Raw genomic sequence first — 18,569 nt, 5'->3', positions numbered from 1 at the left:
ATGGCATCAGCCATGCGAAGCGCCAGCGTAAGGGGGATCCCGCGGATGTCGCCGCCGCTGGACATTTCTGGACGGTGGGGCAAAATGCGCTTGTCATTTCTATCGCAACTGTGCGACAGCAACTGTTGAATGCCCGTAGCACGTTTGGTGATACTGATACATTTTTCACGATGCCGTCTACGGACGACAGGTTCGACTCTGTAAAACGCCTAATCGAGAAAAAATCAATGACAAGCCCGCAACGTCTCGCGTTATTTATCGATGGGGCGAACCTCTATGCGACGACAAAGACATTAGGCTTTGACATCGACTACAAGCGTCTTTTGAAAGAATTCAAGGGGCGCGGGAATCTGGTGCGCGCCTTCTACTACACAGCCCTGATCGAAGATCAGGAATATTCTTCTATTAGACCTCTGATCGACTGGCTGGATTATAACGGCTATCGCGTCGTGACCAAGCCCACCAAGGAGTTCGTCGATTCCGCCGGCCGCCGCAAGGTCAAGGGCAACATGGACATTGAGCTCGCGATCGATGCGCTGGAGCTCGCGCCCTATATCGACGAAATGATCCTGTTTTCAGGCGACGGGGATTTTCGCTCGCTCGTGGAAGCGATGCAGCGACGGGGCGTGCGGGTCTCGGTGATCTCGACCATTTCGACCCAGCCGCCGATGATAGCCGACGAATTGCGCCGCCAGGCGGACGAGTTCATCGAAATCATGCAGCTCGCCTCGCGCATCGGCCGCGATCCGACCGAGCGTTCGGACAGGCAGCGGCCGCTGGGCTTCGAGGACAAGGCCGATACCGTCCGCGCGCGCTACGCCGTCGAGAAACGCTACGGGATCCGGCAGCCCAACCTCGGCGACGAAGACGGCGTCGAGTCCCCTTGAGGGCCGCTTCGAGGGCCGCTTCGCAGCGCGCTGTGCAGCACCAGACGGAACAACCGGGCCGTGACTGCCCGCTTTGCCCGCGGTTGGTGGCCTTTCGCGAAGAGTGGCGGGCGCGCGAGCCGGAATGGCACAACGCGCCGGTCGCCGCTTTCGGCCCGTCCAACGCGCGGCTGATGATTGTCGGGCTCGCGCCCGGCCTGCGCGGCGCCAACCGGACCGGCCGTCCCTTTACGGGCGACTATGCCGGCGATCTCCTCTATGCGACCTTGACCGAGTTTGGCTTCGCGCACGGCCAGTATGCGGCGACGCCGGACGACGGCCTCACGCTTGATGACGGTATGATCGTCAATGCCGTGCGCTGCGTACCACCACAGAACAAGCCGACGGGCGTCGAGATCGCCACCTGCCGCCCGTTCCTCGCCGGCCAGATCGGCGCGATGCCACAGCTATCGGCCGTCGTCGCGCTCGGCCGCATTGCCCATGAAAGCGTCGTCCGCGCCTTCGGAGAAAGGCTTGGCCGCATCCCCTTCGCCCATGGCGCCGAACACGCGATCGGACCCGTCCGGCTGTTCGACAGCTATCACTGCTCGCGCTACAACACGAATACGCGTGTGCTCACCCCCGACATGTTCAGGGCCGTGTTCCAGCGCGTGCGCGCCTACCTCGATGGGCGGCCGTGACGGTGCCGCCGTGAACCGCTGCGCGAAGGGATCAGCCCTTCTCGCGCATCAAGCGTGAGCGCTCGCGATCCCAATCGCGCTTCTTCTCGGTCTCGCGCTTATCCCCGAGGTTCTTGCCGCGCGCCAGGGCGATCTCCACTTTCGCGCGCCCTTTGGGATTGAAATAGATCCTGAGCGGCACGACGGTGAAGCCCTGACGCTGGGTAGCGCCGATCAGCTTGTTGATCTGGCGTTTATGCAGGAGCAGCTTCCGCGGGCGCCGGGTCTCATGGTTGAAGCGGTTGGCCTGCAGATATTCCGGGATATAGGCGTTGAACAGCAGGAATTCCTCGCCCGAGGGACCGGCATAGGCTTCCGCGATGGTCGCCTTGCCTTCCCTGAGCGATTTGACTTCCGTGCCGGTCAAGGCAATTCCGGCCTCGATCTTCTCGACGATCTCATAGTTGAAGCGCGCCTTCCGGTTCTCGGCAACGTTCCGCGTCGTTTCCTTACCGGCCGACATTAGACCTCACCCATTGATCAGCCCGGCATGCACCAGGGCTTCGTGGAGCGCGTGGCGCGTCGCGTCGGAGACCGGAACCATCGGCAGCCGCGTATCCGGCGCCATGCGCCCAAGCAGCGCAAGAGCCGCCTTCGCCGGCGAGGGATTGGTCTCGATGAAGAGCGCCGTGTGCAACGGCATCAGCCGATCCTGGATGGCAAGCGCGGCCGCGTAGTCGCCCCTGAGGCAAGCCTCCTGGAACTCCGCGCAGAGCTTCGGCGCGACATTGGCGCTGACGGAAATGCAGCCGTCGCCGCCGTGCGCCATGAATCCGAGCGCCGTCGCATCTTCGCCAGAAAGTTGATTAAACTGCGGACCCATGGCCGCGCGTTGCAGGCTCACGCGCGCGACATTGGCGGTTGCGTCCTTGACCCCCGCGATGTTCGGAAGCTCGAAGAGCCGCTTCATGGTGTCGACGGACATGTCGATCACGGACCGCGAGGGGATGTTGTAGATCAGGATAGGGATGCCGATGGCATCGTTGATGGCCTTGAAGTGCTGATAGAGCCCTTCCTGGCCGGGCTTGTTGTAATAGGGGGTCACGACCAGCACGCCCTGGGCGCCGGCCTCCTCCGCATGGCGCGCGAGATCCACGGCTTCGGCCGTGTTGTTGGAGCCGGCACCGGCAATCACGGGAACACGCCCGCCCGCGGCGGCGACGCACCATTCGACCACCTGTTTGTGTTCGGCATGGGAGAGCGTCGGGCTTTCCCCCGTCGTGCCGACCGGAACAAGCCCATGGGTGCCGTTCTCGATCTGCCAGTCGACATGGGCGCGAAAAGCGGCCTCGTCGAGGGCACCATCGCGGAAGGGCGTAACGAGCGCAGTGATCGATCCCTTGAAGGGAGAGCGTGAAGTCATTGGTGTGGTTTTCCCGCGAGGGGAATCTCCCATGCAGCGTTTTTTCGTGCGGCGGTTGGCCACCAGCACGCGGAGGAAGTCATAGCCTCTTCACGGTGATGGCGCAAAAGGCCAGCATAGTAAAGGTGTGATACGGGTGATTTGGAATTCGTTAAGATCCAGGAGCGACAACTTTCTTAACGTGGGTATCGTGTGTCCGCGCTCGAGTTCGGGAGTGACCGGATGAAGCCGAGAGCACGCCTTCTGGCGGGAATCGCGGTTGCCGTTCTGTCGATCGCTGTCGTGTGGCCGGATAGGCTGCCGACACGGATGACGGCGCCTGGGCATGACATCAAGGTAGAGATGCCTTCGGCCGCGCTGCGGCTCCCTCTCCCGCCCCCTGCCCCGGCAACCGGGATTGCCACCGAAAGGCCTCGCCGCTCGGCGGCAGAGGCCATTGCGGAAGCGGACCCAATGGGGTCTCAAGCCGCGGAGGAGGCGTCTGCGCCAACCGGTACGGAGGGCACGACCCTCGCTTATGCCAGCCCCAACGAGATGTCCAGCGGCGACACCAAGCCGCCGTATGCCCCGCCGCTGCATGCCCCCTCGGTCGCGCGCCCCGATCTCGATGCCGTCACCGTCGAAGCGGATGCGGTCACGAAGATCATCGATCTCTACCGCAACGGCGACATTGCCGGCGGCGATGCCCTTGCCGCCGGTCTCTCAGGTGGAGCAGCGCGTACGCTCGTCGAATGGATCGCCATCAGACACAATGGCTCGCATCTCGGCTACAGCCGCCTGTCGTCTTTTCTCGCCGAACACGCCGACTGGCCGCAGCGTGACATCACGCAACGCCATACCGAACGGGCGATGTGGCGGCAGAAGGTGTCTCCGGCGACGATCCTGTCGTTCTTCGCCGGACGCCAGCCGGAAAGCGCCGATGGCAAGTTCGCGCTGGCGCTCGCCTACCAGCAGTCGGCGACTGACAAGAGCGGCGGACAAGGTGACGCGACGCTGGACAAAAAGGCCTTCGCGCTTGTCCAGGACGCCTGGCGCAACGATCCCGTTGATCGCGACCTCGAGCGCGCCATTCGCGAGAGTTTTCCGACCGTCCTGACCGCGGCCAACAATCGCGCCCGGTTGGAGCGCCTGGCCTTCCGCAAGGACTGGACCTCGGCGCAGCGGCTGGCGGCCGACATCGGCCCCCGCGAGGTCAAGCTTCTGAAGGCGCGGATGACCATCGAGCGTGGCGGCAATCTCAAGCCGGCGCTCAATGGCCTCAGCGCTGCGGAGCGGGCGGATCCGCTGATCCAGTTCGTCGAAGCCCAGGAACTGCGCCGCCAGGGCAAGCGCGCGGAAGCCGCGGCGATCATGCTGAAGGCCCCGACAAAGCCGGAGGCAGTCGTCGAGGGCGACCAATGGGCGAAGGAGCGCCAACGCCTGGCGCGAGGCCTCATCGAGGCAGGCGAGCCGCAGATGGCCTATGACATCATCAAGCCGAATGTGGCCGTCAGCGAGACGGACACGATCGAGACAGAGATGCTCGCGGGCTGGATTGCCCTGCGGTTTCTCGACAAGCCGGACATCGCAGCCAAGCATTTCGCCGCCGCAGAGCCGCATGCCGACCTGCCGATCTCGGTCGCGCGCGTAACCTATTGGCGCGGACGGGCCGCCGAGGCCGCGAAGGATGCGGCGGGCGCGAACGCCTTCTACGAAGCTGCCGCCCAACATGTCACGACGTACTACGGGCAGCTTGCCCGCGCCCGGCTCGGCAAGACGGACCTGCCCGTGAGCCCGCCGCCGAAGGGCGATATCCTGGCGCGCGCGACGCTGGAAAAGAGCGATATCGTCCAGGCCATCCGCCTGCTCTATCATCTGGATGAGCGGCGCATCGCCATCCTCCTCATCGACGAGCTCGCGCGCAACGTCGAGGGCGCCGACGCGATGACCGCGGTCGCCCATATCGCCGGCTCGCTGGGGGATACGCGCGCGGAACTGGTGGTCGGCAAGCGCGCGCTCTACCGCGGCTTTCCTCTCGACCGGACCGCCTTTCCGACGAACGGCATTCCGTCCTTCGAGGCGGCCGGCGACAGCGTCGAGCGGTCGATGACCTATGCCATCGCGCGGCAGGAGAGTGCCTTCGCGGCCGATGCCGTATCCTCGGCGGGCGCCCGCGGGCTCATGCAGCTCATGCCCGCGACGGCGAAAGCCACCGCGCAGAGGGCGGGCCTTCCCTTCGACGTCGACCGCCTGACGAATGATCCGGCTTATAACGCGACCCTCGGAACCGCCCATCTCGGCGAGCTCGTCGGCTATTGGCGGGGGTCCTATATCCTGACCTTTGCCGCCTACAATGCCGGGCCCGGCAATGTGCGCAAGTGGATCACGGCCTACGGCGACCCGCGCGACAACGGCGTCGACACGGTGGATTGGGTCGAGCGCATTCCCTTTCCGGAAACACGCAATTATGTGCAACGTGTTATGGAGAATCTTCAGGTCTACCGGCATATTCTGGGCGACCGGACGGCCTTGTTCATCGAGCGCGATCTCCGGCGAGGGGCGTTTCAATAGGCGAGCCTTGCCCGTGATCCGTCGGCAATCGGCCCCGGCATTCCCCTGCCGGGGCCATGTTTTTTTGGCGCTGTTGTCCTGCGCTAGTTGGGTGAGCGATGACTGTGAACGACGGCTACCGCGATGAGTTCATGAGTGCCAGCGATGGCCTTAGGCTCCATGTCAGAATCTACGGCAATCGCCCCAGCGGCCATCTGCCCGTCGTCTGCCTGCCGGGGCTTGCCCGCACGGCGGCCGATTTCCACGAGCTCTCGATCGCGTTGGCCTCGGATTCCCGCCGGCCGCGCCGTGTCATAGCCGTCGATTATCGCGGCCGCGGCCTTTCCGAATGGGACAAGGACTGGACCCACTACGATCCGCAGGTCGAGGTCGACGACCTGATCCAGGTCCTGACAGCGCTTGGTGTGCCGCAGGCCATCTTCGTCGGCACATCGCGGGGCGGCCTTCTTATCATGGCGCTTGCCGTGGCGCGGGCCGGTATCATCCAGGGAGCCGTTCTCAATGACGTGGGGCCGGTGCTCGATCCGCGCGGGCTGATCCGTATCCGCGGCTATATCGGCAAATTGCCGACGCCGGCGGATTTTCGCGAGGCGGTCGGCATTCTCAAACTTCTGTCGAATGCCCAGTTCCCGACGCTCGGCGACGCGGACTGGGATCTTCTCGCCCGACGCACCTGGGTGGAGGAGAAGGGCAAGCTCATTCCGGCCTATGATCCAGCCCTCGTCCGGACCCTGGAGAGCGTCGATCTCGAGGAGCCTCTGCCGGACCTGTGGAACTACTGCGATCTCCTGCGCCATGTCCCGCTGCTGACCATTCGCGGCGCCAATTCGGATATCCTGTCCGAGGCGACGCTGTCCGCCATGCAGGCCCGCTACCCGAAGATGGAAGCCCTGACCATTCCGGATCAGGGCCACACGCCCTTGACCTGGGAGCCGGCGGTGATGAAGGCTATCCTGCGGTTCGTCCAGAGCATCGATACGCAGGAGGCGTGATCGGATTAGAGCGCGTTTCGATCTGATCCAATCAGATCGGCGCTCTAGAACTCCTTGTTGAAACGCAGGCGCGCGTCGATCTTGCCGTCCAGCGTCATGTCCTTGAAGCCGACGCGCCTGTGCACGAATTCGCCGGTGCGCGCATAGAGCACCTCGAGGCCGAGATCCACACCATCGACTGGCGACCAGGTCAGCCGTGTACCGCTCCCGATCGTCAGCATCGCCTTGTCGTCCCCATGGCCGCGCAGAGCGGCGCGCGGAGGCTCCTGCCAGGCGAGACTTGTGAAGAAGGCGTGCCTGAGGTTCGGCAACCAGTGATAGAGAAGCCCCGCTGACAGGAACCATCCGTCCGGCTGCAGGCCGGCCTGTGGCCGTTCGGCTTGGCTCGCCCGGGGTTGGGGCTGCAAGGTCGCGAGGTTGTCCCTCAGGTCGGCTTCAGCAAAGGCGGCCTGGAACCACAAGAGATCTGCCGGGGATACGGTCTTCGCGCCGAGGCGGCTGACAATCTCGATGCCGAAGCGTGTTTCGCCTGCGGGGGTCGGCTGAACCTCCATCGCTTCGAACGAGAGATCCTCCACGCTGTCCATCGACTCCACCGCCGCAATGGTATCGCTGAGCCGCGCTTCTCCCCCACAGATCGCGGCGGTATCCGCAATGGTGCTGAGACGGCTGGCGCAGGCCGCCGATGCGGCGGTCGGCGCGATAGAGACGATGAGAAAAGACAGCCCGAGCCAGAGCGAGCCCGGCAGCCGCATGGCAGGCGAGTTCCTCTCAGCTCCATCGGACTTGGGAGTCCGGAATGGCCTGTCGCACCGCATGTCCGTCCATGTCTCGACCAAAACACGCTGGAGCTGTATACGCCAACGCGGTACAATCAATGATGGGCGAATGGAGCCTCGCGGCAATGCAGCCTGTGCAGACGGCCTCGCGGTGGGGGCAAGTCGGACGTTATCTCAACAGTTTACGAACAAAAGCATCGCCATCAGCCGGCAAAGCGGCCTTGCGCATCAGTGGAGGTCTATGCGGCCACTGGACGCCGGCGCTTCGTGCCGCGCAGAGGCGCGGCGGCGCCTTGAACGATCGCGATGCCTGATTGTTCGGCCGCAGCGCCGCGCGGTGCGATATCCGCTCAGTTGGCAATCGTGATCGACAGCCCGTCGTAAGCCGGCGCGACCGATACCGGCAACTCACCGGCGAGCTTGGCATAGTCGAGATCGTTGTGGAGATTCGTCAGGAAGGCGCGCCGGGGCGTGACGCGCGCGATGAGGGCGAGCGCCTCCGGAACACTGAAATGCGTGGGGTGCGGTGTATAGCGCAGCGCGTCCAGGATAAGGACGTCGAGCCCCATGACATAGGGAAGGCTCGCCTCGGGCATATGGTTGATGTCGGTCGCATAGGCGAAGTCACCGATGCGAAAGCCGTAGGCTTCGAGACGGCCGTGCTGCATGGCGAAGGGCATGGCCGTGATGGGGCCGCCCGCCCCCGCGATGACCGTAGCCCGTCCCGCCTCGAGCGAATGCTCGATCAGGAAAGGCGGATATTCACTGTCGAGCGGCGTCGCGAAACAATAGCCGAAGGTCTCGCGCAGGAAATCACCCGTCGCGCGGTTGGCATAGACGTCGATCGGCCGGCGCATGCGCAGCGACAGCGGCCTCAAGTCGTCGATGCCGTGGGTATGATCCGCGTGCTGGTGCGTATACAGCACGCCATCGAGATGGTCGACATTCGCGGACAGGAGCTGCTCCCGCAGATCCGGCGAGGTGTCGATGAGGACGCGGGTCACGCCCGCGCTGCCGCGTCGCTCGACCAGGACGGAACAGCGCCTGCGCCGGTTGCGCGGTTCGTCGGGGTCGCAGGCGCCCCAGCCGCCTCCCATGCCGCCGCCCACGCGCGGCACGCCGCCCGACGATCCACAGCCGAGCACAGTGACGGTCATGGTCACGCGGCGCTTCCTTCCGGATTGGCGATGAGTTCGTCCCGGCCGACCTTCGCGAAAAGGCGTTCGAAATTGGCGGTCGTCGCCTCAATCAGGGCAGCCTCCGCGATCCCCTTCACCGCGGCCAGAACGCGCGCGGTCAGGCCCACATGCGCCGGTTCGTTGCGTTTGCCGCGGAACGGCTCCGGGGCGAGATAGGGCGCATCCGTCTCCACCAGAAGCCGCTCCAGCGGCACGATCGCGGCAATCGCCCTGAGATCCTCGGACCGGCGGAAGGTCAGGATGCCGGAGAAGGAGAGATAGAGCCCAAGCTCCAACCCGACTTCGGCGAGTTCCCGGCCCGACGAGAAGCAATGCAGCACCGCCGTGAAGGCGCCTGCACGCATCTCGTCCCGCAGGATCGCGATCATGTCCTCGTCGGCCGACCGCGCATGGATGACGAGCGGCAGCCCGCTCTCGCGCGCCGCCGCGATATGGGTGCGGAAGACCGCCTGCTGCAGGTCGCGCGGGTTGCGGTCGTAGAAATAGTCGAGACCGGCCTCCCCGATGGCGATGCAGCGCGGATGGGCCGAGAGCGCGACGAGGCGCGCGGCGGGCACGTCGGGCTCCTCGCCGACCTGATGGGGATGCGTCCCCACCGAGAAGAACACGCCCGGGTTGCGCTCGGCCAGGTCGCGATAGGTGTCGAAATGAGCGACCCGGGTCGAGATCGTCACGAGGCGCCCGACGCCGGCCGCCTGGGCACGCGCCAGGATCGCCGCGCGATCGGTCTCGTAATAGTCGAGGTGACAATGGCTATCGACGAGCTTGACCGTCACGCGTTTTGACCCTCGCTTGCCGCCTCCGGCTCGATATAGCGCGGGAAGATCGGCGCGGGCGCCGGCAAGGCGCCGCCCTGCGCGAGACGGCCGACGGGTCCGAGCGCCGTGAAGGCGCGCGCCTCGGCGGGCACCGCGAGCAGGTCGAGCAGCTTGGCGGCTGCATGCGGTGTGACAGGCTGCGCCAGGATAGCCACCTGCCGCAAGACTTCGGCCGTCACATAGAGCACCGTTGCCATGCGGGCAGGATCGGTCTTGCGCAGTATCCACGGCTCCTGGGAGGCGAAATAGCGGTTGGCCTCCGCCACCACGGCCCAGGTTTCCGCCAGGAGGCTGTGCAGCGCAAAATCCGTCATGGCCGCTCGCGCCTTCGCCAACAGCCCGTCGACATCAGCCAGAAGCGCCTCGTCCGCCGGCGTGAAGGCCGAAGGTGCCGGCACCTTGCCCTCGCAGTTCTTGGCGATCATCGACAGCGAACGCTGGGCGAGATTGCCGAGATCATTGGCGAGATCGGCATTGGTGCGATTGACGATGGCCTCATGGCTGTAGCTGCCGTCCTGACCGAAGGGCACGTCCCGCAGGAAGAAATAGCGCACCTGGTCAAGACCGTAGCGTTCCACCAGTGCGAAGGGGTCGATCACATTGCCGACCGACTTCGACATCTTCTCGCCGCGGTTGAACAGGAAGCCATGCGCGAAGACACGCTTCGGCGGCTCGACGCCGGCCGCCATCAGGAAGGCCGGCCAATAGACCGCGTGAAAGCGCAGGATATCCTTGCCGATGATATGCGCGTTCGCAGGCCAGTACCGCCATTTCGGCGCCGCCTTGTCGGGATAGCCGGCCGCCGTGATGTAGTTGGTCAGGGCGTCCACCCACACATACATGACGTGTTTGGGATCGTCGGGCACTGGCACGCCCCAGTCGAAGGTGGTGCGGGACACCGAGAGGTCGCGCAGGCCCGATTTAACGAAGCTGATGACCTCGTTGCGGCGCTCGGTGGGGCCGATGAAGTCCGGATGAGCTTCGTAGAAGGCGAGCAGGCGATCCTGATAGGCGGACAGGCGGAAGAAATAGCTTTCCTCCTCGTTCCACTCCACCGGGGAGCCGAGCGGCTCGCGCCGCACGCCGTCCTCGCCGAGTGTGGTCTCACCCTCCTCGAAATAGGCTTCCTGGCGCACGGAATACCAGCCGGCGTAGCGATCGAGATAGATGTCGCCATTGGCGGCCATCGCCTTCCAGATCGCCTGGCAGGATTCATAATGGCGCGGCTCGGTGGTGCGGATGAAATCGTCGTTGGAGCAGTCGAGGTGCTTCAGCAGAGACTGGAAGACCGCCGAGTTGCGGTCGGCGAGCGCCCTCGCCGTCACGCCTTCCTTCTCCGCGGTCTGCTGCATCTTCAGCCCGTGCTCGTCGGTGCCGGACAGGAACAGGACGTCCTTGCCGTCGAGCCGCTGGAAGCGCGCCAGCGCGTCGGTCGCAATTACCGTATAGGCGTGACCGATATGCGGCGCACCATTCGGGTAGAAGATCGGGGTCGTGATGTAGAAAGTCTCGGCCATGCGCCAACCATCCGAGGCGACACCATCATGGCTCACGCGGCGCTGGAGCGCCGAACGGCCTCCGCGAGGTCGCCGAAAAGGGAGAATACGAACGGGCGACGATCGAGATTCAGAACCTGGACGTCGCGCGCCGCGCGGAGGCCTTTGTCCCATACCTCCACGAGTGGCGCAAGGCGTGAGGCACCGCCCGCCGCCTCGCTGTGTACGCGCCCGCCGATCCATTCGCCGACCGTTGTCAGGAAGGTCGCGAATCGCTCCTCGTCCGCACGCCCGGAAAGCTGTTCGGCGAGGCTGTAGAGTTCGGCGACGTCTTCCTCGGGCAAACGGGCGAGCATGCGCCGGACCCGCTCGACGAGCGCGATGACGTCCGGGTCGATCAGCCTGAGCGCCGTGCGCACGGAACCACCAGCCATGACTGCCGCCTGGCGCACGGCCGCCGCATCGGCTTCGCCATCCAGCTTTGTCAGGACGGTTGCCACATCGTCGGCGGCCAGCGGCCGCATGGTCATCTTGCGGCAGCGCGAGCGCAAGGTTGCCATCGTGCGTCCCGGGGCATGGGCAACGATGAGGAACACGGAACGCGGCGGCGGCTCTTCCACGACCTTGAGCAACGCATTGGCACTGGCCGCATTGAGATCTTCAACGCTGTCGACGATCGCCACGCGGTAGCCGCCGGCGCCGGCGGTCGTTCCGAAGACGGCGAGCGCCCGCCGCACGGCATCGATCGGGATGAAGGCGGACGGTCCCTTCTTGTCCGTGCCGGGCGTGCGCCGCAGCACCACGAGATCGGGATGCGAAAGGGCGGCCACCCGGCGCGCCGCGGGATGGTCCGGATCCACGCCAAGATCCGTGGCGCGCGCGACGGCTGGCGCGGAGGGATCCGGGTTCGCCAGCAGAAAACGCGCCGCGCGATAGGCGAAGGTCGCCTTGCCGATGCCCTGTGGCCCGCCGATCAGCCAGGCATGGTGCAGGCGCCCGCTCCGGAAGGCGTCGAGAAAGGCGGTTTCCGACGCCGCATGACCGACGAGGTCGGTCTGCTCGCGCGGATGGGGGCAATCCAGATAGCGATCGGCCTCGATTCCATCAGGTTGTGACACGCCGCCCCCGCTCTCCGTCGTCGTTGTGCGCCACCTTGGCCGGCGCCGCGTCCGGGACATCAAGGCGTTCGACCACCGCGCTCCAGATCGCCGTCTCGACCGCCTCTTCGTCGCCCGTGGCGTCGATGACGACACAGCGCTTCGGCTCGGCGGCAGCGATGGCCAGAAAAGCCGCGCGCAATGTCTCGTGGAAGGCAAGCCCCTCGGCCTCGAAACGGTCGCTGGCGCTATCGGCGCCGGCCCGCGCGCCGGCGCGCGCCAGCCCGACCTCCGGCGGCAGATCGAGGATGAAGGTCAGGTCCGGCATGATATCGCCCGCCACGACCCGCTCGAGGATTGCGATCTGCCGGGGATCGACGTCGCCCGACGCGCCCTGGTAGACCCGCGTCGAATCGATGAAGCGGTCGCACAGCACCCAGGTGCCCCGCGCCAGAGCCGGCGCGATCAGGGTATCGATATGGTCGATGCGCGCTGCAGAGAACAGGACGGCCTCCGCGAGGGTGCCGAACCGTTTGGCAGCCCCCGACAGCAGCAACGCCCGAATGCGCTCGGCCTTCGGGGAGCCGCCAGGTTCCCGTGTCATCACGGCATCGATGCCAAGCGTCTGGAGATGGGCCGCCAATCGCCGGATCTGCGTGGACTTGCCGGCTCCCTCCCCGCCTTCGAAGGTGATGAAGGGTGCCTTCGCCATGCGCTCCGCTGCCTGCTGTACCAAAAAGGGTCCGGATCTATAGCTTCTTGAACGCGTCGCGGATGAAGCCGGTCGACAATTCGAACATCGCACTGAATGCCCGCTGGGAAACGCTCCCCTTCTCGACCGCCCGCGCCGTGACGAGCGGGATATCGAGGACCTCGACGTCGCCGCGCGTCACCTTGAAGCGTGCCACTTCCTTACCCGCAGCGACCGGCGGCATCAATGGTCCGGTATAGACGATCTTCCCCACAAGCTTGTCGGCCGAGCCACGCGGGATGAGAATCTCGATCGGATTGACGGATACCAGGCCGACGCTGCCTTCTGCGCCGCCATAGACATCCGCCTCGCCCACCTCCACATTGGCGCCGAACAGGCGGCGCGTCTCGAAGGAGCGGAACCCCCAGTCGAGCAAGCGCCGTGCATCGTCCGCCCGGTCCTTCGCCGTCTTCAGGCCGTTGACGACGACGATGAGCCGGCGCCCGCCACTGACCGCCGACCCGATGACCCCGTAGCCGGCGTCCTTGAGATAGCCCGTCTTGACGCCATCGGCGCCAATGCTCATGGCGATCAGCGGGTTGCGATTGAGCTGCCGGATCTTGTTCCAGGTGAATTCCGGTTTCCCGAAATAGGCATAGAGATCGGGGTAAGTCCGGATGATATGGGCGGTCAGCAAGGCGAGGTCGCGGGCGGTGGTGCGCTGGTCGGGATCATCGAGGCCGGTCGCGTTCATAAAGGTGGAGCGCGAAAGGCCGAGTTCACGGGCGCGATCGGTCATCATCCGCGCGAAATTGGCCTCGTTGCCGGCGATGCCCTCAGCAATGACGATCGCCGCGTCATTGCCGGACTGGATCGCGAGCCCCTGCATCAGATCGATAACCTTTACCGAGCTGCCGAGCTCCGCATACATCGCAGAACCGCCGGACGGCGCGCCGCCGCGGCGCCAGGCATTCTCCGACACCACGAACTCGGTATCGAACGTGATGCGCCCTTCCTTGATCTCGCGGAAAAGCAGTTCGGCGGTCATGACTTTGGCCATGCTGGCCGGAATCATGAGCGTGTCGGCCGCCTTCTCGTAAAGAATCGTGCCCGATCCATAGTCCATGAGCAGGGCGAAGGGGGCGGCCGTCCGGAGATCCTGGGCGGCGGCCATGCCCGTCATGACCAGGACCAAGCCTGCGATGCGCGCCGCATGGCCGACGGTTGCACCAATCGCCTGCGTCACTCGGCCTCCGCGAAGGGGCCTTCCGGAGGACGGGCAAGGAACCGTCGCACGGATCCCGCGCGATGCGTGATGTCTCAGCTTCGAGCGCCAGCTGTTCGATACGCACGACATAGCCGCACTCCCCCCATCACCATGCAACGCCCGGAATCTTGCTCCGGGCGTTCCCTGAAATCAACAGGAGGGGGGAAACTTACTCGACCGAACTTGATTTGAAGGAAACAAACCTTTGCGAGGTTGTTTCGGTAAATCCGCCGGTTGCGCGAAAAACGTTCGGCAACGGCTCGGCCTCGGCGAAGAACAGCGCGGCCGCCCTGGTCGGACGGGTGGACTGGTTCACAGCCTGGCGCTGAGGCCCTGCGGGGGTGGCGCGGGTCGCCCGGCCAAGGTCAAACGGCCGCTCGGGCGGAAGCGGGATATTCGTGACAACGCGTCCCTGGCTCGGCACAGGAGCCGTCGCGAAGGACTGCACCGCTGCCGCGGCGGGAGCAGGCGTGGCGACCGGCGCGGCATAGGCCACCCGCTCGATGCGTGGTGCGGCCGGCGGTGGCTCCTGCCGCGGATTGAAAGCGAGCGCCTGGGGCCTCGCCGGCTCGGCGCGGGCGACCATCACCGGCGCGGTCGAGCCACCCGGAAGGCGGGCCGGCCCTTGATCCGTCAAGGTCGCAATCAGCTTGCGATCGTCGCTGCCTGCGAGCCCCGCGCGGCCGATATAGTCGACCTGCACGCGCGCGGTGCCGGCGCGTTTGAAGCCCAGCGCGTCAGCGGCGCGCGACGACACGTCGATCAGACGATTGCCATGGAACGGGCCGCGATCATTGACGCGCACGACCATCGATTTGTTGTTGGTGAGATTGGTCACCCGCACATAGCTCGGAAGCGGGAGGGTCGGATGCGCGGCGGCAATCGAGAGCTTGTCGAAGACCTCGCCATTGGCCGTCCTGCGGCCATGGAAGGCATCGCCATACCAGGAGGCCAGGCCGACGCGGGAGTATCGGGCGTCTTCACGCGGATGGTAGACCTTGCCGGCGATGGTATAGGGCTTCCCCACGTGATCGCGGCCGCCGCCCTTCGGGATAGGGCCACTGGCTACAACACGCGGGCTCGGTGATACGCCATATTTCGGATCGATCTTGGAGCCCTGCTGCTGCGGCGCGCTGCAATTGGCGAGAAGGAGGGCCGTCGCCGAAGCGGCTGCCCCTTTCAGCAGGGGCCGGGACAGAACCTTCAACCGGAAAAAACGTTCGGAAACATCGGGATAGGCATCGGCGACATCGTCACAGCTGCTCGTTCTCGGCGTTTTCTCGAAGACCGGCATTGGCCCATCCTGTGTCGTTGCGGTCTGGCCGATTTACAGGCCTCCAGGCAATGGCGCAACCCACCTTGCCCGGAAAGCCATAAAATGCAGCCGTTCCGACAGTTCTACCTCACCAGGCGGATAACAAGCCCTTGAAGCGTCCATCCACATTCGACGCAGAATCAAATGCATTTACGCAAGACGCACCTATCAGGAGCACGTCCAAATACGGCGAAAGGATGACACGACGACCTCCAGCCGGCTAGCAAATTTAGGCTGATCCATCATCCGGATGTCATCAATCCTTCTGCGGAACCGAACGGTTGGACAGGGGCTTCCCGGCGCCGCGGGAGCGCCGTCGTGTGAGCCACAGGATGCCGGCAGCCACGGCGATCACTGCGAGCGCGAGCGCACTCGCCCGCCAGGGGCCGATCTGGTGGAGGATCGCGGCGACATGGCCCATATGGCGGCCGAACAGGATGGCGCCCCCACCCCAGGCGAGAACCCACAGCCCCGCACCGATGACGTTGAAGATGAGAAAGCGTTCCCATCGCATGCCCGCCACGCCCGCGACAACGCCGTTCAATTGCCTGAGAATATTGAAGAATCGCGCGAACATGACGGCGATCGGGCCATAGCGCGCAAAGACCTCCTCGATGCGCGCGAAACGGTCCTCGGTGAGGCCGACGCGCCCACCGTAACGCAGCAGAACCCGGCGCCCGACCAGACGGCCAATGAGATAGCCTGCATTGTCGCCGAGGACCGATCCGACCCACGCATAGAGGAACAACCCGACCGGGGACAGGTCGCCGCGCGCCGCCAGAATGCCGGCTGCGACCAGCAGGGACTCGCCCGGCAGTGGTAACCCAAGGGATTCGAAGAACAGGACAAGGCCGACGACCGGCGTGCCGTGCGCGCGCAAAAATGGTTCAAACGAGGCAAAAAAATGATCCACGCGTCAGATCTCGCAGCGATATCGATAAGTGGCGGCCCTGGGGCACCGCGTTCCGAAGCCCATTCCGGCGCCACATCCGAGGCCTGGCTCGATCATTCGGTCTCCATCCCGGACAGATATCCTGACGTCAAAAGGCCGGCGAGGCGAGAGGAGAGAACAGATCCGGCTCAGCGGGCTCATTCGCGACCTGCACATTCTCGGCCTGCTCATTCTCGGCCTGCACATTCTCGACCTGCTCGGGCATCTCGATCGCCTGTATCAGCGCGGCATCGTCATTCGCCGGGGTATTCACCCGGCGTGATACCGGCCAGAGGGTCATGTCGCCGGCCGGATAGGGGCGCAGCATGTCACGCGGATCAGCCTCCTGCGGCGACAGCCATCGGTCATAGCCATCCGGGCCGATAATCACCGGCATGCGATCGTGGATTGCCTTGAGACAGGCATTGGCCTGCGTTGTCAGGATACAGAAGGTCCGCACCCAGCTATGCGTCGGATGCCGCCAGTTCTCCCAGATCCCCGCCAGCGCGAAGGGGGCCGCATGGCGCATGGCGATCACGTAGGGCTGCCTGGCCCGCGCGCCCGATAGGGCCTGCCACTCGAAGAAGCCATCGACGGGTACGAGACAACGCCGATGGGCAAAGGCCTGGCGGAAACTCGCCAGGCTGTGGACTGTCTCCGCCTTCGCGTTGATCGGCCGGCGCCCGCCTGTCTGCCCTTGCGACCACGACGGGATAAGGCCCCAACGCAGGAGGCCAAGCCTGCATTCACCGGTCTGAGGATGCTCGCGCAGCACCCATAACGGCTGGCCGGGCGCGCCGTTGTAGCGGGCCTTGAAGCGCGGCGACATCGGTTCGACAACGGCCCGCACAATGCCGAGGGCGAGACGTTCCGGCTCGCTGGCCTGAATGATGCGACCGCACATGGTCGGCGACTAGTGGTTCGCTTTCAACATTTGCATCCCATTGGTATCGACCTCGATGGCAAATGTTGAAAACAGGAGGACCACTCGTGTCCCCGATCCGCAATTCGTCTGATGTCCGGGAGGCGTCGTTGGAATTTCGAATTCGATGAGGACACGAGCAAGGTCATGATTCTCGTGCGGTTTTCGGATCTGAAATGCGTTCATCGCCGTCGATCCATTCCGTGACGAATTTCAAATCCACCACAGGAGGATGTTTATGATTCCCGTGGAATTTTCGAATTTGACATGCGATCACGCGATCGACATCGAGCGGGTACCGCCTATCAAATTCAATCAAATAGAGCATGTCCGGAAGCGGCAATCCAGCACCAACCCGCGTCACGCGGCGATGTCCGTCCGGTTCATCACAGGGTTCATTTGAATAGGCTTATCCGCGCGCGACGCGATGGTTTCCCGCACGCGTGCGGTCATAGCGCGGCTGGGCCGCAGCCCTCCTCCCGGCGTCTGGGCAGCCGGCGTGATGCCGGTCCCGATCGTCACGAATTTTTTCCAACGCTTTGAATTTCTTTTATTTTCACCCAAGCGCCGATCGGGCCTCGTCAGCCATCTTGCCAAAAGACGCATTTCCGCTTACATATGATGCACGATGTTGACCGGACGATGGGCCGGATGGATGCACTTATTCGCTTTCGCCAAGCTGCGTGCTCCTTCAGACTACCTCTCCAAATCGACAGAGTTCGACGGTCAGCGGATGTGGCTGCCGGCGTTTACCCATGGCCGAAAGGACTTTCTATGGCGACAGGTACTGTAAAGTGGTTCAACGATCAGAAGGGTTACGGCTTCATTCAGCCTGACGCCGGCGGGAAGGACGTTTTCGTTCACATCTCCGCTGTGCAGCGTTCAGGGCTCGTCGGGCTCGTGGAAGGCCAGAAGATCTCCTACGAGGTCGAGGCTGACCGCCGCACCGGCAAGGAAGCTGCCGTCAACCTTCAGGCCTCCTGAGCCGACTTGCGGATCTCGGGCGGCCCGGAACTGACGGGCCGTCCAGCCTGACGTGTCTATCCATCCAGGTGGCAACACCGGAAAGGATGGAGTTCGTCCAAGGTTTTGATTTTAGAGCAAGGCTACCAAAAGCAGCCATCGCCGGCCCCAGCCGGATTGCTCATCTCAACGACCGGTCGGCAAGACCCAATAACAAAGGATAATGTTATGAACTTTATATTCGCGCCTAGGCGCATTGCGAGTCGCCGTGTTGGCGAAAGCTTCACCGTCGAAAAGCTCTGGACCGACATGTCCGGGCGTCGGCAGGATCTCAGTCACCTTATCGATCGCAGCTACCGCTATCGCTCGCCCCGCGAGCTCCGTTGGCATCTGGCTGATCGCTTCGGGCTGAAGCCCGATCAATGCGCTCTGCAACCCGCATGAAACGAGGCGGCGCCAGGGTGTGATGCCCTCGACCCGCTCGATCGAGATTGCAGATGAGGTGAAGCACCAATGATCGCGTGCTCGCCTGTGTATCATGGCCCTGTCAGCGACGGGGCCATTTGCATGTGAGGGGACC

At 64.4% G+C, this 18,569-nt stretch carries 20 protein-coding genes; 6 read left to right on the top strand and 14 right to left on the bottom strand.

Going from position 1 to position 18,569, the window contains the following annotated elements; genetic code table 11:
- The first annotated feature begins 227 nt into the window (after positions 1 to 227).
- A complete protein-coding gene (locus tag C7450_RS08655; protein ID WP_110374036.1) occupies positions 228 to 887 on the top strand; it encodes a LabA-like NYN domain-containing protein in 660 nt (219 codons plus the stop codon).
- Entirely contained in the window at positions 884 to 1,567 is a 684-nt protein-coding gene (locus C7450_RS08650) for a uracil-DNA glycosylase (RefSeq protein WP_110374035.1), read from the top strand. Before C7450_RS08655 ends, C7450_RS08650 begins: the two co-directional genes overlap by 4 nt.
- Positions 1,568 to 1,598: 31 nt before the next feature.
- Here the strand turns inward: C7450_RS08650 and smpB are convergent, their stop codons facing one another.
- Positions 1,599 to 2,069 carry an SsrA-binding protein SmpB gene (smpB, locus tag C7450_RS08645; RefSeq protein WP_110374034.1) on the bottom strand — a complete coding sequence of 157 codons (471 nt, stop codon included), beginning with the start codon at positions 2,067 to 2,069 and terminating at the stop codon, positions 1,599 to 1,601.
- A gap of 6 nt (positions 2,070 to 2,075) precedes the next feature.
- Positions 2,076 to 2,969 (bottom strand): 4-hydroxy-tetrahydrodipicolinate synthase, encoded by an 894-nt coding sequence (gene dapA, locus C7450_RS08640; protein WP_110374033.1) that lies wholly within the window; start codon positions 2,967 to 2,969, stop codon positions 2,076 to 2,078.
- Between the two features lie 222 nt (positions 2,970 to 3,191).
- Here dapA and C7450_RS08635 point away from each other — a divergent pair, with 222 nt between their 5' ends.
- Together C7450_RS08635 and C7450_RS08630 are read left to right on the top strand one after the other, a co-directional pair.
- Positions 3,192 to 5,519: a lytic transglycosylase domain-containing protein gene (locus C7450_RS08635; protein ID WP_110374032.1), complete on the top strand. Its 2,328-nt coding sequence runs from the start codon at positions 3,192 to 3,194 to the stop codon at positions 5,517 to 5,519.
- Between the two features lie 98 nt (positions 5,520 to 5,617).
- Positions 5,618 to 6,511, top strand: a complete 894-nt coding sequence (locus C7450_RS08630) for an alpha/beta fold hydrolase (RefSeq protein ID WP_110374031.1) — start codon at positions 5,618 to 5,620, stop codon at positions 6,509 to 6,511.
- 44 nt (positions 6,512 to 6,555) lie between these two features.
- Here C7450_RS08630 and C7450_RS08625 read toward each other — a convergent pair whose 3' ends face one another.
- The 12 genes from C7450_RS08625 to C7450_RS33500 form a co-directional block, all read right to left on the bottom strand.
- Positions 6,556 to 7,266, bottom strand: a complete 711-nt coding sequence (locus tag C7450_RS08625) for a hypothetical protein (RefSeq protein WP_110374030.1) — start codon at positions 7,264 to 7,266, stop codon at positions 6,556 to 6,558.
- A 374-nt stretch (positions 7,267 to 7,640) separates the two neighbouring features.
- Complete coding sequence (locus tag C7450_RS08620) at positions 7,641 to 8,453, bottom strand: MBL fold metallo-hydrolase (protein ID WP_110374029.1); 813 nt, start codon at positions 8,451 to 8,453, stop codon at positions 7,641 to 7,643.
- The gene (locus tag C7450_RS08615) at positions 8,450 to 9,265 is read right to left on the bottom strand and encodes a TatD family hydrolase (RefSeq protein ID WP_110374028.1); all 816 of its coding nucleotides are present in this window, start codon (positions 9,263 to 9,265) and stop codon (positions 8,450 to 8,452) included. The genes C7450_RS08620 and C7450_RS08615 overlap by 4 nt, the downstream gene beginning before the upstream one ends.
- Positions 9,262 to 10,824, bottom strand: a complete 1,563-nt coding sequence (metG, locus tag C7450_RS08610; RefSeq protein WP_110374027.1) for a methionine--tRNA ligase — start codon at positions 10,822 to 10,824, stop codon at positions 9,262 to 9,264. The genes C7450_RS08615 and metG overlap by 4 nt, the downstream gene beginning before the upstream one ends.
- Positions 10,825 to 10,856: 32 nt before the next feature.
- On the bottom strand, positions 10,857 to 11,921 hold the full coding sequence (locus C7450_RS08605) for a DNA polymerase III subunit delta' (protein ID WP_245449545.1): 1,065 nt from the start codon (positions 11,919 to 11,921) through the stop codon (positions 10,857 to 10,859).
- Entirely contained in the window at positions 11,908 to 12,612 is a 705-nt protein-coding gene (tmk, locus tag C7450_RS08600) for a dTMP kinase (protein ID WP_110374025.1), read from the bottom strand. Before tmk ends, C7450_RS08605 begins: the two co-directional genes overlap by 14 nt.
- A gap of 37 nt (positions 12,613 to 12,649) precedes the next feature.
- Positions 12,650 to 13,837: a D-alanyl-D-alanine carboxypeptidase family protein gene (locus C7450_RS08595; RefSeq protein ID WP_245449543.1), complete on the bottom strand. Its 1,188-nt coding sequence runs from the start codon at positions 13,835 to 13,837 to the stop codon at positions 12,650 to 12,652.
- Positions 13,838 to 14,027: 190 nt separating this feature from the next.
- Positions 14,028 to 15,152: a septal ring lytic transglycosylase RlpA family protein gene (locus tag C7450_RS08590; RefSeq protein WP_110374023.1), complete on the bottom strand. Its 1,125-nt coding sequence runs from the start codon at positions 15,150 to 15,152 to the stop codon at positions 14,028 to 14,030.
- Positions 15,153 to 15,429: 277 nt separating this feature from the next.
- Entirely contained in the window at positions 15,430 to 16,086 is a 657-nt protein-coding gene (locus C7450_RS08585; RefSeq protein WP_110374022.1) for a DedA family protein, read from the bottom strand.
- A 127-nt stretch (positions 16,087 to 16,213) separates the two neighbouring features.
- Entirely contained in the window at positions 16,214 to 17,008 is a 795-nt protein-coding gene (locus C7450_RS08580) for an SOS response-associated peptidase (RefSeq protein WP_110374021.1), read from the bottom strand.
- A 163-nt stretch (positions 17,009 to 17,171) separates the two neighbouring features.
- Positions 17,172 to 17,390 (bottom strand): hypothetical protein, encoded by a 219-nt coding sequence (locus tag C7450_RS33505; RefSeq protein WP_146227300.1) that lies wholly within the window; start codon positions 17,388 to 17,390, stop codon positions 17,172 to 17,174.
- Positions 17,387 to 17,590: a hypothetical protein gene (locus tag C7450_RS33500; RefSeq protein ID WP_146227299.1), complete on the bottom strand. Its 204-nt coding sequence runs from the start codon at positions 17,588 to 17,590 to the stop codon at positions 17,387 to 17,389. Before C7450_RS33500 ends, C7450_RS33505 begins: the two co-directional genes overlap by 4 nt.
- A gap of 210 nt (positions 17,591 to 17,800) precedes the next feature.
- On the opposite strand from C7450_RS33500, the gene C7450_RS08575 reads away from it, so the two are divergent.
- Positions 17,801 to 18,010 carry a cold-shock protein gene (locus C7450_RS08575; protein ID WP_110374020.1) on the top strand — a complete coding sequence of 70 codons (210 nt, stop codon included), beginning with the start codon at positions 17,801 to 17,803 and terminating at the stop codon, positions 18,008 to 18,010.
- Positions 18,011 to 18,217: 207 nt separating this feature from the next.
- Positions 18,218 to 18,433, top strand: coding sequence for a hypothetical protein (locus tag C7450_RS08570; protein WP_110374019.1), 216 nt, complete (start codon positions 18,218 to 18,220; stop codon positions 18,431 to 18,433).
- The last annotated feature ends 136 nt before the right edge of the window (positions 18,434 to 18,569 follow it).

This window comes from Chelatococcus asaccharovorans, assembly GCF_003201475.1.
GTDB lineage: Bacteria > Pseudomonadota > Alphaproteobacteria > Rhizobiales > Beijerinckiaceae > Chelatococcus > Chelatococcus asaccharovorans.
The sequence above is the reverse complement of the archived record's forward strand: the minus strand, read 5'-3'. Positions and strand labels throughout refer to the sequence as shown.

Coding starts and splice junctions, on each gene's coding strand:
- C7450_RS08655 (WP_110374036.1), top strand. CDS start 228: ATGACAAGCCCGCAACGTCTCGCGTTATTTATCGATGGGGCGAACCTC.
- smpB (WP_110374034.1), bottom strand. CDS start 2,069: ATGTCGGCCGGTAAGGAAACGACGCGGAACGTTGCCGAGAACCGGAAG.
- dapA (WP_110374033.1), bottom strand. CDS start 2,969: ATGACTTCACGCTCTCCCTTCAAGGGATCGATCACTGCGCTCGTTACG.
- C7450_RS08635 (WP_110374032.1), top strand. CDS start 3,192: ATGAAGCCGAGAGCACGCCTTCTGGCGGGAATCGCGGTTGCCGTTCTG.
- C7450_RS08630 (WP_110374031.1), top strand. CDS start 5,618: ATGACTGTGAACGACGGCTACCGCGATGAGTTCATGAGTGCCAGCGAT.
- C7450_RS08625 (WP_110374030.1), bottom strand. CDS start 7,266: ATGCGGCTGCCGGGCTCGCTCTGGCTCGGGCTGTCTTTTCTCATCGTC.
- metG (WP_110374027.1), bottom strand. CDS start 10,824: ATGGCCGAGACTTTCTACATCACGACCCCGATCTTCTACCCGAATGGT.
- tmk (WP_110374025.1), bottom strand. CDS start 12,612: ATGGCGAAGGCACCCTTCATCACCTTCGAAGGCGGGGAGGGAGCCGGC.
- C7450_RS08590 (WP_110374023.1), bottom strand. CDS start 15,152: ATGCCGGTCTTCGAGAAAACGCCGAGAACGAGCAGCTGTGACGATGTC.
- C7450_RS08580 (WP_110374021.1), bottom strand. CDS start 17,008: ATGTGCGGTCGCATCATTCAGGCCAGCGAGCCGGAACGTCTCGCCCTC.
- C7450_RS08575 (WP_110374020.1), top strand. CDS start 17,801: ATGGCGACAGGTACTGTAAAGTGGTTCAACGATCAGAAGGGTTACGGC.
- C7450_RS08570 (WP_110374019.1), top strand. CDS start 18,218: ATGAACTTTATATTCGCGCCTAGGCGCATTGCGAGTCGCCGTGTTGGC.